Raw genomic sequence first — 13,299 nt, 5'->3', positions numbered from 1 at the left:
CAACACCTTCAAACAGTGGCGGGCCCTGGCAACCCGCTACGACAAACTCGCCCTCACCTACCGCGGCGGAGCAGTCCTCCGAGCAATCAGCATCTGGCTGACAGCTTTAGGAGACACGCCCTAGGGGTCAGCCGCGGGAGATGCGGATCATGTCCTCGCGCGGCACCACCTTGATCCGTTCGCGCACCACATGGTCCAGGCCCTCAGGTCCTGTCCAGGCCGCACCGAGGCTGGCCTCGTGGGCGTCGAGCTTGTTCCACCCATCCCAGGTGGTGTATTCAATGCCGCGCTCTTCGAGCAGGTCAATGATGGCCTGCGGGTCCGGGTTCCGTGCCGGCGGAAGGTTCAACCGGTCCTCCAGCAGGAAGCCGATTGTTTCCAGCGCATCACCTTTGGTGTGCCCGATCAGGCCTACGGGCCCGCGCTTGATCCAGCCCGTGGCGTAGATGCCCGGCACCGGGCTGCCGTCGGCGTCCAGGACGCGGCCGCCTTCGTTGGGGATGACGCCGCGCTTGGCGTCGTACTCAAGTTCGTCCAGCGCCGAGCCATGGTAGCCGATGGCCCGGTAGACGGCCTGGACGGGGTACTCAACGTACTCCCCCGTACCTTTGGCGTTGCCGGTGCCGTCCAGCTGCATGCGCTCAAACTTGATGCCGCCCACCTTGCCCGTGCCGTCGTCGAGCACTTCAACGGGGCCGTGCAGGAAGTGCAGGTGCAGCCTGCGGGATGACGGGTTCTCTGCCTCCGTGTGCTCCTCCACCAGCCAGTTGGTGAGGGTGTTCACCATGGTCTTGACCTGGTTGTTGCTGCGGATGGCATCGTCCGAGGCCTCGTCGAATTCAAAGTCCTCCGGGTAGAGGACGATGTCGACGTCGTCCATGTGGCTCAGTTCGCGCAGCTCCAGTGGGGTGAACTTGACCTGGGCAGGGCCGCGGCGGCCGAAGACGTGCACGTCGGTGACGGGCGACGCCTTCAGGCCCGCGTACACATTGTCAGGGATCTCGGTGGTGAGCAGTTCCTCGGGGTGCTTGACCAGCATGCGGGCCACGTCCAGGGCTACGTTCCCGTTGCCGACAACGGCGATTTCCCTTGCCTCCAGCGGCCATTCGCGCGGCACGTCCGGGTGGCCGTCGTACCAGGAGACGAAGTCGGCGCCACCGAAGGAGCCGGGCAGGTTGATGCCCGGAATGTCCAGGTCCGCGTCCTTGACGGCGCCGGTCGAGAAGATCACGGCGTCGTAGAACGCCCGGAAGTCGTGCAGGGTGAGGTCCCGGCCGTACGTGACGTTGCCCAGGAAGCGGATGTCGCCGCGGTCCAGGACCTTGTGCAAGGCGTTGACGATGCCCTTGATGCGGGGATGGTCCGGGGCCACTCCGTACCTGATCAGTCCATAGGGCGCCGGGTAGGCCTCAAAGAGGTCGATGCTGACCTGGAAGTCGCCATCCTTCACCCCGCTGGACTTGGTGAGGATGTCCGCAGCATAGACTCCTGCCGGTCCCGCGCCGACGATGGCGACACGGAGGGGGCGGTTGGCGGCGGTTTCGCTGTGAATGGACACCGGGAACCCTTCTGGACTGGTCCTGCTCATGTTTGGTGAGGGTGCGCCGCATGGTGCGGTGCACAGTCTCCCATTCTAGTTGGCGGCCAGGGCCACCACCTTGCCTTCGCGGTACAGGAGCGCCCGGAGCTCGGCCTCCGCCGAGTCGAGCCGTTTCGGATCGATGATTTCGCCGTCGTGGTAGTGGTCCAGCACCCGCGGATCCACGTAGCTCTTGCGGGCGATGGACGGGGTGTTACCCAGCGTCTGCGCGGCATCGTACATGGCCCGGCTGATGGCCCGCTTCCGTTTGGCCGCCGTGCGCTGTATACCGGTGCAGGCCAGGCTTTCCGCTGCCGCCACCGTCCCGCGCAGGGTCCGGAAATCCTTCGCCGTGAAATCTGAGCCGGTCCGCTCCTTCACATAGGCGTTGATGTCGGCGCTGGTGACAGGCTGCCAGCTCCGGCCCTCCTTGTAGGCAAGGAGCCGGGCATTGGGGCCCCGGCGCTTGAGCAGGCGCAGCAGGGCGGCGAGGTCGGCGTCGCGGATTTCCGATTCCCAGTCCTTGCCGCTTTTGGCCGGGAAGCGCAGCAGGATCCGGTCTTTCCGCACCTGGACGTGGGCGCACAGCAGGGTGGCAAGGCCGCGGCTGCCGTTCTCGTTGGTGTACCGTTCAGAGCCCACCCGAAGGGATCCGCTGTCCAGCATCCGGAACGCCGCCGCCAGCACGCGGTCACGGGAAAACCCCTCTCCGCGGAGGTCCATCGTGACCCGGCGCCTGGCTGAAGGCAGCGATTCGGCCAACTGGAGCGACCGGTCGAACTTCACCCGGTCCTTACGCTCGCGCCACTCAGGGTGGTAGATGTACTGGCGGCGGCCCACCGCGTCCACGCCGGTTGCCTGGATATGGCCATTCTCAAACGGGGCGATCCAGACGTCGGTCCAGGCCGGCGGAATGCCGATGCTTTCCAGCCGGTCCCGGAGGGGACCGGGCGGCAGGGTGGAGCCGTCCAGGTCCCGGTAGCTGAAGCCCTTCCCGGCGGCCACCCTTCGGTAGCCGCGCCCGGAGGCGTTGCTGCGCCGGAGCCTCATCGGTTGGGAACCGGCAAACGGAAACGTGTCATGAAAGAAAGCCTACTGACTATTTTCGGGATTGCCTGCCCCGCCCGCTGGAATACCTGCCCCGGGGCTGCTGTTATTGACATCGTGCCCATGCCAGAAGGAAACTCCCCCGCCACCTCCACAGCCGCCGCCTCCCCGGGGTCAAACGCCACTGCGGGTGCCCCGGCACCAGCTGGCCGCGGGCAAGGGGCCCCCAAAGCGCTAGCCAAGGACACGACGGCGGGGATGCTGTTCGGCATCGGCGCTTACGTTTTGTGGGGGCTGCTCCCGCTGTACTTCTTCATCCTGATGCCCGCGGGCGCCGTCGAAATCGTCGCCAACCGCGTGGTGTGGTCGCTGTTGTTCTGCGCTCTGCTGATCACGGTTACCAGGGCGTGGAGGGTGCTGGCGGCGGCACTCAGGGACCGGAGGGTGTTTGGTTCCCTGGCTCTGGCGGCCTTCCTGATTGCCATCAACTGGCTGACCTATACCTACGGCGTGACCACCGGGCAGGCTGTGGAAACCTCGCTGGGCTACTTCATCAACCCGCTCGTCTCGGTGCTGCTGGGCGTGCTGGTCCTGAAGGAAAAGCTGAGGCCGCTGCAGTGGTCCGCCGTCGGCGTCGGGTTCGTGGCCGTGGGCGTCCTCACCTACTCCTACGGGAAGCTGCCGTGGATCGCGCTGACGCTGGCGTTCAGCTTCGGCCTGTACGGCTTCGTCAAGAACCGGGTGGGATCAAGGGTGGACGCCATCACCAGCCTCAGCGTGGAAACCATGGTGCTCGCGCCGCTGGCCGCCGTTGCGATGGTGGTCCTGGCCGCCAGCGGCAGTTCCACGCTGACGTCACAGGGTGCAGGACACTTCTGGCTTCTGCTGTCGTCGGGCGTGATCACCGCCGTCCCGCTGCTTTTCTTCGGCGCCTCCGCGCGGCGGCTGCCCATGACCACCATTGGGTTGCTCCAGTACTTCGCTCCCGTACTGCAGTTCCTGGTGGCCCTGCTGGTGTTCCGGGAGGCCATGACCGCCGCGCGCTGGATCGGCTTCGGGGTGGTCTGGCTGGCCCTGTTGCTGCTCACCTTGGACATGCTGGGGAGGGCCCGCAGGAACTCGGTGGCCCGCAAGGCAGCGCTCCGCCAGGCCGCTTGAGGCAGGCATTCCCGGCCGCTCCCGGCCACGGCAGCGGTCAGCCGCCCAAGGCACGCTTCACGGCGTCGTATGCCGGCGTGGGCTGTCCGTTGTTGAACAGGTGGTCGTGGCCCTGCCGCAGGCTCCCGCCGTCGTCGATCCACCAGTCGTAACGGTCATCGACGCCCCAGGTGGTGTAGGAGACGCAGGTGGGCGAGCGCAGGCAGGTGGCCAGCACCGTGGCGTACTGCTTCGCCTGGGCATCCTTTCCCTGGCCATCCGTGACGTCGTTCTCGGAGATGCGGACGTGCAGCCCGGCATCGCCGAAGCGGTTGAGCGTGCGGGTAAGGGCGTCCGCGGAGATGGCGTCCGTCTTGAGGTTGTAGACGTGGGCTTGTAGTCCTGCACCATGGATGTGGCCGCCCTGCGCGTTGGTGTCAAGGATGAGCTTGAGCAGGGCGTCCTGGCGCTGCCCCGGCACATCGGCGCCGTTTTCGTTGATGTACTGCAGGACGCGCGGATCGGCGGCGTACACCGCCTTGGAGACCACCGCCGGGTAGCCGGGACCGAAGACGCGGTACCAGATGTTCTGCTGCATGCTGGTTCCCTGGTTGACGTCGAACGGCTCATTGACCACGTCGAGGGAGGCCAGCCGGCCCTTGAAGTGCGTCACCACTGTGGTGAGGTAGTCGAGCAGCGCGGCAGCACTGGCATCGCGCTCCGTTTTGGAGCCGGTAGGGAGCTGCTGCATCCATCGGGGCATGGCCTCGGTGAAGGCAATGGTGTGGCCGTGCACCGCCATGCCTTTGCTCTGGGCGATCGCCAGGATCGCGTCCGCTTCTTCGAAGGTGTACACGCCCTGCTGCGGTGAGAGGAACTGCGGCTTCATGGCGTTCTCAGGGGTGAGGGCGCCGAAGTTTCCAACGACTTCACGCGCGTAGTCCTCGTCCCCGGTGAGGGGACCGAGCGCCACGGCTGCGCCGACCAGGAAGTCCTGGCGGGTCCTCGCGGCCAGCGCCTGCAAGCCGTCACCTGACGGCTTGACATCGGCCGCCGCGGCTCCCGAAGTGCGCAGGCCAGTGTTGCCCGGCGCAACAGCCTTGAGCGAGGTGATCTCAAAGTCCCCGGAATCGCTGGAGAACCCGAGCCACAACTCCCCTGACGAAAACACCTTGCCCAGGGGCAGGGACGAAAGCGTGTCCGTGCCGCTGGAGACGGCCAGCGTATCGCCGGAGCGGCGGACAGTGAACGGGGCTCCCGGGTCGTTCACCGTGACATGTTCATCATGGACGGGCACCGGCTGGGTGACGTCCTTCTTCTGCTTCCCATCGAAGACTGCGATCTTCAAGTCGCTGCCCTGAAGGGTGAGCCGCAGCCCCGCCGGCTCGACGCGGAACTCATCCGCGATGACAGGGGGCCGGTCGTACAGGGCCCAGGATGCGTCCGCGCTCACGTCCGCAAACGTTGCGCTGAGCGAAAAATCTCCACCGACCACCAGGTGCGTGCCAGCAAGGTTGAGTGGAGGATTCGGTTGGCCTCCCTCCCCGCTCTGCTCCACGATTCGCCTGGCGGTGGGGGTCACCTGCAGTCCGCCGCTCGCGGCCCGGATTCCGGGCACATCCTGCCAGTCCCCGTGCAGCAGGTCCAGCGTCACATCGGGCTTGGGCGGGGAGCAGGAAGCGAGGATGACGAGGAGGGCGGACGCCAGCATCACAGTCAGTGCGTGCGGGCGCCCGGCCATCCTTCGTCCTCGTTTTTCGCTGCTAGGGCTTGGTCCAGCGGACGTCGTCAAAGTACGCCTGCAGTCCCGAATTGCCCTGGACGATGACCTGCAGGCTCGCCTTCGCTACCGCGGTAGTGCTTGGCGAGTATGTCAGGTCCACATTGGTTACTCCCCCGGCTGTCACGCCGAGCTTGTACTGCCCGGAGATCCATTGCCCGGCCGCGTTGTACTCGTCGATATAGAAGCCCATCTCACCACTGGTGCGCGCCGTGACGTTGAGGTAGCTGGCGATCTTGTAGGTGCCGGCCGTCACCGCCACCTGCGGGGAGAACAGGTGCTTGTTGGCCGTGGTGGCGGCCATCTTGACTGAGTTCACCGGGTTGGCGGGGCTTCCGTGGTTCGCCGCGTCAGCAAGTTGGGAGCCGGACTCCCGTCATTCCTTTACGCCGCTGCTGCCAGATGTCGTAGAAGTTGGCGCCCGCCAGGTAGAGGCCGAAGTGCACGACATAAAGGATGCTGACGCCTGCGAACAGCCAGAAGATCATGAGCGCGATGTCCATAGCTCATCCATCCACGGAATTGGTAGCGAGCATGTTCGTGACGGCGTCGGTCAGCGGGACGTTGGCCGGCTGGAGCAGGTCGATCCCGGCCGCGATGGCGGGTACGACGGCGATGGCTGGCACCGCGATGGCTGCGGCGGCGGGTGCGGTAACCGCAACTGCTGCGGCCGCAGGTGCAGCGGCGGCGGCAGCTGCCGCGGCCGTCGCGACCGGTGCAGCGGTGCCGGACCCGACGATGCCTGGAACGGGTGCGCCTGCTGCCGCGATCCGGGCCAGCGCCCTGCGTGCGGTGCGGCGGTAGAACCGGATGCCGATGAAGCGGATGACCACGGTAAGCGTAACCACACTCCACAGCACCAGGCTTAGCTGGGCCACGAAACTGAGCAGGCTCTCGAACATGGCGCCGTCCCGGCCGAACGTGACCTGCCCCGGCACGGCTGCAGTCACGGCGAAGGTTTCCAGATGGGTCACCACAGCTCCTCCCCCGCTGCATGCAGGCCAGCGGCGCGGCCGTGCCTCAATTGCCGGTGTCCCGGCTCCGCCTTGTGAAAGGACTTGTGAACGGAGCCGTGAACGGATCCGGCGCTGCGGCCGGTCCTGTCCCCGGTTTCCCTTGAAGGCTGCGTCATTGCGTTCCCCTGTCTCAAGCAAAATGTCCGTCGTTGGGCTTTGGGGTATCGCCACCTGGGGTGCCCAAACACCAGGTGCTGGTTGGAGTTCCTGTCATTAGCGCCATAGGAGGGCAACGTCATTACCCTGCGGCTGACACGATAGGAGCGAAAGCGGCTCCGCGTTGTGGGGTTGGGGGCGGCGCCTCAGGCAACCGGCGTCGCGCGCAGCCCAACCCGTTTATAGGTCAAAATTACGTACCCCCGCGGGGGGCAAACACGAGTAACAGGTACTCAATAAAAATTTTTGGGGGTACTTACCGAATCGGGCATGGGGGGACCGCCACATGCCCGCTGGCCAAGGCCTGATATTGGGTAGATACAGCCGCGCGGCGCGGGGGCCTAGGTACCCCCTAAAGCGAGCTTGACGACGAAAAAGGCAGCACCCCGGCGGGGGTGCTGCCTCTTCGTAGGACTGCTTTGGGGCCTTTAGGCGTGTGCCTTGATGGCCGCTGCCAGGACCTCCAGGCCGTCAGCGAGCAGTTCATCGGTGATGACCAGCGGGGGCAGCAGCCGGATGACGTTGCCGTAGGTGCCGCAGGTGAGGATGATGACGCCCTCCTTGAGGCAGGCGGCGGCCACGGCCTTGGTCAGTTCCGGGTTCGGTTCCTTGGAGCCTTCCTGGACGAGTTCGACGGCGAGCATGGCACCGCGGCCACGGACGTCGCCGATCACTGCGGTACCGGCGCCGGCAAGTTCTGCCTGCAGGTCGCGGAGCCGGCCCAGCGCGAGTTCCTCGATGTGGCGGGCACGGCCGTTCAGGTCGTATTCCTCCATGGAGCCGATGGACGCCAGCGCGGCGGCGCATGCCACCGGGTTGCCGCCGTAGGTTCCGCCCAGGCCGCCCGGGTGCACGGCGTCCAGCAGGTCGGCGCGCCCGGTGATGGCAGACAGCGGCATGCCGCCGGCGATGCCCTTGGCCATGGTGATGATGTCCGGGACGACGCCTTCGTGGTTGACGGCGAACCATTCACCGGTGCGGCAGAAGCCGGACTGAACCTCGTCGGCGATGAAGACGATTCCCTTCTCCTTGGCCCAGGCGGCCAGTGCCGGGAGGAAGCCCTCGGCCGGGACGATGAAGCCGCCCTCGCCCTGGATGGGCTCGATGATGATCGCGGCCACCTGGTCGCCGCCGATCTGCTTCTCGATCATGGTGATGGCACGCTTGGCTGCCTCGGCACCGGTGATCGCGGGGTTTTCCTCGCGGTACGGATAGCTCATGGGCATCCGGTAGACCTCGGGCGCGAACGGGCCGAAGTTGGTCTTGTACGGCATGGCCTTGGCGGTCAGTGCCATGGTCAGGTTGGTGCGGCCGTGATAGGCGTGGTCAAAGGCGACGACGGCGTCCCGGCCGGTTGCCAGGCGGGCCACCTTGACGGCGTTTTCCACGGCTTCGGCGCCGGAGTTGAACAGGACGGTGCGCTTTTCGTGGCCGCCCGGGGTGAGGCGGTTCAGCTGCTCGGCGACGGCCACGTAGCCTTCGTAGGGGGTGACCATGAAGCAGGTGTGGGTGAAGTGCTCCACGGCTTCCTTGACGGCGCCCACGACGGCGGGATCGGACGCACCGACGCTGGTCACGGCGATGCCCGAGCCGAGGTCGATGAAGGAGTTGCCGTCGACATCGTGGATGATCCCGCCGTCTGCATCTGCCACGTAGACCGGAACGCTGGAGGCGACGCCGGCGGCCACCACGGACTTGCGGCGTTCGGTCAGTGCCACGGACTTGGGGCCCGGGAAGTCGGCCTGGACGCGGCGCTTCTGCTCCAGGCGGTAGGTGATGTCTGATGCGGTGGTGGTCATGATTCTTTTCTTCCTTAGGAGTCGAGGGCGGACATGACGTGCTTGATGCGCGTGTAGTCCTCCACGCCGTACATGGAGAGGTCCTTGCCGTAGCCGGACTGCTTGAAGCCGCCGTGCGGCATTTCGGCGGTGAGCAGGATGTGGGTGTTGATCCAGACGGCGCCGAAGTCCAAATCCCGGCTCAGCCGCATGGCGGTGCCGTGGTTAGTGGTCCAGACGCTGGAGGCCAGGGCGTAGTCCACGTCGTTGGCCAGGGCCACGGCTTCCTCTTCGGTGCTGAACTTCTGGACGGTAATGACGGGGCCGAACGTTTCCTTCTGCACCACGTCGTCGGTCTGCTTTGCGCCGGTGATGATGGTGGGTTCGAAGAAGTAGCCCTTCTCCCCCGCGCGGTGGCCGCCGGTCTCGATCCGGCAGTTTGCCGGCAGGTTCTCCACCACCGACGTTACGGCGTTGAAGTGGTTGATGTTGTTCAGCGGGCCGAAGTAGTTGTCTTCGTCGTTCTGCGAGCCGGTGTGCAGGGTCCTGGTGTGCTCCACCATGGCGGCCACGACGTCGTCGTGCACGGAGTCCTCCACGAGCACGCGGGTGATTGCCGTGCAGTCCTGGCCGGCATTGAAGAACGCGAACTCGGCGATGGCCGCGGCGCTCTTCTTGATGTCTGCGTCCTTGAACACGATGGCCGGCGCCTTTCCGCCCAGCTCCAGGTGGGCGCGCTTGAGGCCCTTCGCAGCACCGGAGGCGACCGCGATGCCGGCGCGGACGGAACCCGTGATGGACACCAGGCCCGGGACTTTGTGCTCCACCATCATGGCCCCGGTTTCGCCGGTGCCGAGAACCACGTTCAGGACGCCGGCGGGCAGGATCTCCCCGGCCAGCCGGGCCAGCACCAGGGTGGATTCGGGGGTGGTGTCGGATGGCTTGAGCACCACGGTGTTGCCGGCTGCGAGGGCAGGCCCGATCTTCCAGATGGCCATAAGGAACGGGTAGTTCCACGGGGCCACCTGGGCCACCACGCCGATGGGTTCGCGGCGGACATAGGAGGTGTGGCCCTCGAAGTACTCGCCTGCGGATCTGCCTTCCAGGATGCGGGCGGCCCCTGCGAAGAAGCGCAGCTGGTCGGCGCCGGCAGCCACTTCCTCGGAGGCGATCAGGGACCGGACCTGGCCGGTGTTGCGGTGCTGGGCTTCGACGAGTTCACCGCTGTTGGCCTCGATGGCATCGGCGAGCTTGAGCAGCATCAGCTGCCGCTGGCCCGGGGTCACGTGCTTCCAGGTCCTGAAGGCATCCTTGGCGGCAGCCATGGCTGCGTCAACATCGGCCTGCACCGAAACGGGGGCCTGCGCCACCACTTCTCCGTTGGCGGGGTTGACCACGTCCAGCAGGGTGGTGCCGGCAGGGGTGGTGAACTTCCCGTTGATGAAGTTCTGCAAGGTTTGGACCACGGTGTGCAACCTCTTTCGTATGGGCCATCTGCGGCCGGGCGAAGACCAGGACAGATGGATGGAACTGCCTTGAGCCTATGCCAGCTCCCCAGCCGGGTGAATAGCCACCTGCACACCCTTGCCGAAAGGGTTTAGTGCGGTTGCCCAGCTCACGTTTATCCTTGCTTCATGGCCATTTCCCTTGCTGCCCTGGTGGGCGTGTCCTCCCTGAAACTGGCCAAGGCCGGCGTGGCGGAGACAACCTGGAACCAGGACATCAACTGGGTCGCCGTCACCGAACTGGAGGATCCGCAGCGGTTCCTCAACGGCGGGGAGCTGGTGCTCACCACCGGCCTGCGGCTCCGCTCCGCCCCCGAGCAGCGCCGCTTTGTCCGGCAGGTGCAGCGCGCCGGCGCGGTGGGCATCGGCTTCGGCGTGGGTCTTTCCCATGAGGCGGTGCCACCGGCCCTCCTGGCGGAAGCCAACCGCTGGGGCCTGCCGGTGGTGGAAGTGCCGTACGAGACCCCGTTCATCGCCATCACCAAGCTGGTGGCAGACGCGCAGTCCGCCGACCATTACGCCAAGCTGGAACGGCTGATCGCCGGGCACCAGGTGCTGGCCCGGGCGCTGCTGACCGGCGGCGGACTGGCCGAACTGTTGAAGAACCTGGGCGGCATGCTCCGCACTGACGTTGCACTCACCCAGTTCACGGCGCAGCTGTACAACAGCAGCACGGCCAGCCCGTCGGCGGACATCTGGTCCAGCTACCCCGTGCCCACGGGGCGGCGCGATGCCTGCACACTGTGGGTGCGCCAGCCGTTCGAGGACACCGGAATCATCGGCTACGCACAGAACCTGATCAGCGTGGAGCTGAACAACATGGTCAAGCAGCGGCAGGCCCAGCGCGCCCTGTGCGGCCAGGTGCTGGAGGACGTGATCCACGGTGCGCTGGAGACCAGCGAGGCCCAGCGCCGCCTGGCCGGCGTGGGCGTGAACAGCACCCGTAAGAACGTGGTGCTGCTGGCCGTTTCGGCTGCCCACGGCAAAGCCCTGGGGAGCACCTCGGTGCCGCAGGAACTGGAAAAGGCCGTTGCCGCCGTCGTGGGCAAGGACCTGGTGTTGGTGGTCAATGACGACGGCGGGACGGCACCCGCGCTGGCACGGAAGCTGAGCGACCACCTCGCCGAAGCCGGCATCCACGCCACGATCGGCATCGGCGGGGCGTACACCAAGCCGAACGGGCTCCGCTGGAGCTATTTCGAGGCGCGGGACGCCGCCAGCCACGGCCTTCCCGTCAATGAACCGGAGCGGCTGAGCCTGACCTCGCTGCTGCTGGCCAGCGAGGATGTGCCGCTGGCGGATATGGCGCATGAGTCACTGAACCCGCTGCGTTCCTTCGATGCCGCTCACGGGTCCGAGCTGATGGCCACGCTGGAGAGCTACCTGAACAACAACGGCTCTGTGGCTGCGGTGGCGGAGGCGCTGACTTTGCACCGCAACACGGTGCGGTACCGGCTGGCCCAGATCACCGAGCTGACCGGGTACGACCCCGCAGTCACCGCAGACCGGGTGCAGCTCTGGCTCGCCCTGGCCGTGGCCCGGTTGTCGGCACGGCAGGGCAGGTAGGCGCTGCCGTGCCAGGGCCTTAAAGGACCCCTTTGCCCAGCAGGTGGCGCGACTTCTTCCATGCCTTCCGATCCCCGGCCTGGGTAGACAGCATCTGTTCTTCCTGCCGCTTGAGCAGTTCCGCGTAGATGCCGGTGGTGGCGGGCACGCTGTGCTCCGCGCCGATGGCGGCCAGTAGGTCGCGGGCCACTACCGAGTCATGGAATTCCCCGAGGATCTTCTGGTGCCGGTGCGCCGCCTTGGCCACTTTGTCGGCGCGTTTGCCGTGCACCGCCGCGGCTGATTCAGCCACATGGCGCAGCCGCTTTGCATCCTTGCGCACTTGGTGGAGGGCGGCTTCGTGCTCTGTCCCGCGCCGGGCCCTCTTGGCGCCCTTGCGCGAACGACGGAACCTCTTAGCCGCCTTGTCCACGGCCTTCGCAGCCATCCGGCGGCCTGGCGCCACGGATTTCGGAAGGACGGGCGGGTTGTCCCGGAACGCCTCCAGGCTGTCGAGGAGGCGGAAATAGCGTTCCGACTGGAGCGCCGCCAGGAGCAGCCGGTAGCCGTCGTCATATGTACCGCCCAGGTTGTGTTCCACCTCGGTCCTGACGGCATCGACGCCGTCCCCCGGCGGCAGGCTGTCAAGTTGCCCGCGCAGCCTGGCCAGCATGACCTCGGCGTCCCGCGGGCCGCCGAGCAGCTGGCCCAGCCACTTCAGTTCGTCGCGCAGTTGACGCACCGGGGCGGCCACATAGAGCTTCTTGTAGGCGGCAAGCACGGAGCGAATCCGGCGGAGTGCAGACCGCATGTTGTGCACGGATTCGGGCTCCTCCAGCCTGACTCCCGGGTCCTGGGCCAGGATTTCCCCGATTTGCCTTCCGAGGTAGGCGGTGACGACGGCGGCTGCCGGTGCCTTCTTGCCGGCAACCAAGGCAGGGGTACTTTCGCTTCGTGACCGGGTGCCGTCAGGGGACACGCCTGTGGCCGAACGTGCGCCGGGGGCATTTCCCAGCGCACGGGCAAGCTTCGAGGCGTGGCCGGCTGGACGGGCTCCGGCTTTGGCCAGCAGCTTCCCGGCGGGGCCGAAGAGGCCGGGTTCGCCGTGGACCAGTTCCAGCTCCCATTCACGCCAGTGCTGTTTCTGCCCGCCGCCCGCGGCTCCCCCTCCTTCTCCCTTGTGCAGGAGCTCCGCAGTCACCAGGTCATCGGCCAGGTCCGCCAGGTGCACGCCGTCCTCTCCGTACAGGGCGTGCGTGGTCCGGCTGGTCTCCAACCGGACCACCGGCGCCACTTCTTGTCCCCTGAGGTATGCCTGGAGGCGGGCCAGCAGGCTGTCAGGGACCACGTCAGGCTGCCCCAGCGGGGCGTGCAGTTCGGGCCGCTGCTGCGGTTCGGCCCCGGACGCGTCAGCTTCCAGCGGCGGCAACTTCAGGTGCCAGCCTGCATCGGTTCCTCCGGTACGGCGGCGGAGCGTGATCCGGTGCGATGCCAGTGTGTGCCGCTCCGTGTCGAAGTAGACGGCCTCGAGGACCGCCGTATGCGGAAGGCCTGCCCTGGTTACTCCGGGCAACGTATCCAGCTGGGGCACCTCGGCGTCCTCATCGACGTCGTACTTCTGTTCAATTTCGGTTTGTTGGTTAACCAAAACAGGCCGTCCTTCCGCGCCATTGCGGCGGATCCGGACCCGGCTGGCCCGGCGTGCCGTAACCGGAATTCTATGGCCCGAAGGTTAACAGCCGGGAGAGGTTGGCCA

11 protein-coding genes and 1 pseudogene are annotated in these 13,299 nt (G+C 66.5%); 3 read left to right on the top strand and 9 right to left on the bottom strand.

Annotation, left to right across the window (positions count from 1 at the left end):
• Nucleotides 1–124: pseudogene (locus IEW19_RS24175) on the top strand (IS5/IS1182 family transposase); the annotation flags it as partial.
• Nucleotides 125–127: 3 nt separating this feature from the next.
• On the opposite strand, the gene IEW19_RS03950 reads toward IEW19_RS24175, so the two are convergent.
• Both IEW19_RS03950 and IEW19_RS03945 read right to left on the bottom strand, forming a co-directional pair.
• Nucleotides 128–1,588, bottom strand: a complete 1,461-nt coding sequence (locus tag IEW19_RS03950; RefSeq protein ID WP_188570360.1) for an FAD-dependent oxidoreductase — start codon at nucleotides 1,586–1,588, stop codon at nucleotides 128–130.
• 45 nt (nucleotides 1,589–1,633) lie between these two features.
• Complete coding sequence (locus tag IEW19_RS03945) at nucleotides 1,634–2,629, bottom strand: DNA topoisomerase IB (protein WP_188570359.1); 996 nt, start codon at nucleotides 2,627–2,629, stop codon at nucleotides 1,634–1,636.
• Nucleotides 2,630–2,749: 120 nt separating this feature from the next.
• On the opposite strand from IEW19_RS03945, the gene rarD reads away from it, so the two are divergent.
• Entirely contained in the window at nucleotides 2,750–3,784 is a 1,035-nt protein-coding gene (rarD, locus tag IEW19_RS03940) for an EamA family transporter RarD (RefSeq protein ID WP_188570358.1), read from the top strand.
• Nucleotides 3,785–3,821: 37 nt separating this feature from the next.
• Here the strand turns inward: rarD and IEW19_RS03935 are convergent, their stop codons facing one another.
• The 6 genes from IEW19_RS03935 to IEW19_RS03910 all read right to left on the bottom strand — a co-directional run bounded on the left by IEW19_RS03935 (nucleotide 3,822) and on the right by IEW19_RS03910 (nucleotide 9,959).
• Complete coding sequence (locus tag IEW19_RS03935) at nucleotides 3,822–5,504, bottom strand: endo-1,4-beta-xylanase (protein WP_188570357.1); 1,683 nt, start codon at nucleotides 5,502–5,504, stop codon at nucleotides 3,822–3,824.
• Between the two features lie 22 nt (nucleotides 5,505–5,526).
• Entirely contained in the window at nucleotides 5,527–5,862 is a 336-nt protein-coding gene (locus IEW19_RS03930) for a hypothetical protein (protein ID WP_188570356.1), read from the bottom strand.
• A 31-nt stretch (nucleotides 5,863–5,893) separates the two neighbouring features.
• Nucleotides 5,894–6,046 (bottom strand): hypothetical protein, encoded by a 153-nt coding sequence (locus tag IEW19_RS03925; protein ID WP_188570355.1) that lies wholly within the window; start codon nucleotides 6,044–6,046, stop codon nucleotides 5,894–5,896.
• Between the two features lie 3 nt (nucleotides 6,047–6,049).
• On the bottom strand, nucleotides 6,050–6,517 hold the full coding sequence (locus IEW19_RS03920; protein ID WP_188570354.1) for a hypothetical protein: 468 nt from the start codon (nucleotides 6,515–6,517) through the stop codon (nucleotides 6,050–6,052).
• Between the two features lie 626 nt (nucleotides 6,518–7,143).
• Nucleotides 7,144–8,514, bottom strand: a complete 1,371-nt coding sequence (gene gabT, locus IEW19_RS03915) for a 4-aminobutyrate--2-oxoglutarate transaminase (protein WP_188570353.1) — start codon at nucleotides 8,512–8,514, stop codon at nucleotides 7,144–7,146.
• Between the two features lie 14 nt (nucleotides 8,515–8,528).
• Nucleotides 8,529–9,959, bottom strand: a complete 1,431-nt coding sequence (locus IEW19_RS03910) for an aminobutyraldehyde dehydrogenase (RefSeq protein ID WP_188570352.1) — start codon at nucleotides 9,957–9,959, stop codon at nucleotides 8,529–8,531.
• Between the two features lie 168 nt (nucleotides 9,960–10,127).
• On the opposite strand from IEW19_RS03910, the gene IEW19_RS03905 reads away from it, so the two are divergent.
• A complete protein-coding gene (locus IEW19_RS03905) occupies nucleotides 10,128–11,564 on the top strand; it encodes a PucR family transcriptional regulator (protein ID WP_188570351.1) in 1,437 nt (478 codons plus the stop codon).
• 19 nt (nucleotides 11,565–11,583) lie between these two features.
• On the opposite strand, the gene IEW19_RS03900 is transcribed toward IEW19_RS03905, so the two are convergent.
• Entirely contained in the window at nucleotides 11,584–13,191 is a 1,608-nt protein-coding gene (locus IEW19_RS03900) for a CYTH and CHAD domain-containing protein (protein ID WP_229748309.1), read from the bottom strand.
• Nucleotides 13,192–13,299 lie beyond the last annotated feature (108 nt).

The sequence above is a fragment of the Arthrobacter liuii genome (assembly GCF_014639275.1).
Classification (GTDB): Bacteria; Actinomycetota; Actinomycetes; order Actinomycetales; family Micrococcaceae; genus Arthrobacter; species Arthrobacter liuii.
This window is presented reverse-complemented; position numbering and strand designations above follow the sequence as displayed.

What these genes read in the sequence shown, in the direction of transcription:
- IEW19_RS03950 (WP_188570360.1), bottom strand. Translation starts at nt 1,588, where the DNA reads ATGAGCAGGACCAGTCCAGAAGGGTTCCCGGTGTCCATTCACAGCGAA.
- IEW19_RS03905 (WP_188570351.1), top strand. Translation starts at nt 10,128, where the DNA reads ATGGCCATTTCCCTTGCTGCCCTGGTGGGCGTGTCCTCCCTGAAACTG.
- IEW19_RS03945 (WP_188570359.1), bottom strand. Translation starts at nt 2,629, where the DNA reads ATGAGGCTCCGGCGCAGCAACGCCTCCGGGCGCGGCTACCGAAGGGTG.
- rarD (WP_188570358.1), top strand. Translation starts at nt 2,750, where the DNA reads ATGCCAGAAGGAAACTCCCCCGCCACCTCCACAGCCGCCGCCTCCCCG.
- gabT (WP_188570353.1), bottom strand. Translation starts at nt 8,514, where the DNA reads ATGACCACCACCGCATCAGACATCACCTACCGCCTGGAGCAGAAGCGC.
- IEW19_RS03935 (WP_188570357.1), bottom strand. Translation starts at nt 5,504, where the DNA reads ATGGCCGGGCGCCCGCACGCACTGACTGTGATGCTGGCGTCCGCCCTC.
- IEW19_RS03925 (WP_188570355.1), bottom strand. Translation starts at nt 6,046, where the DNA reads ATGGACATCGCGCTCATGATCTTCTGGCTGTTCGCAGGCGTCAGCATC.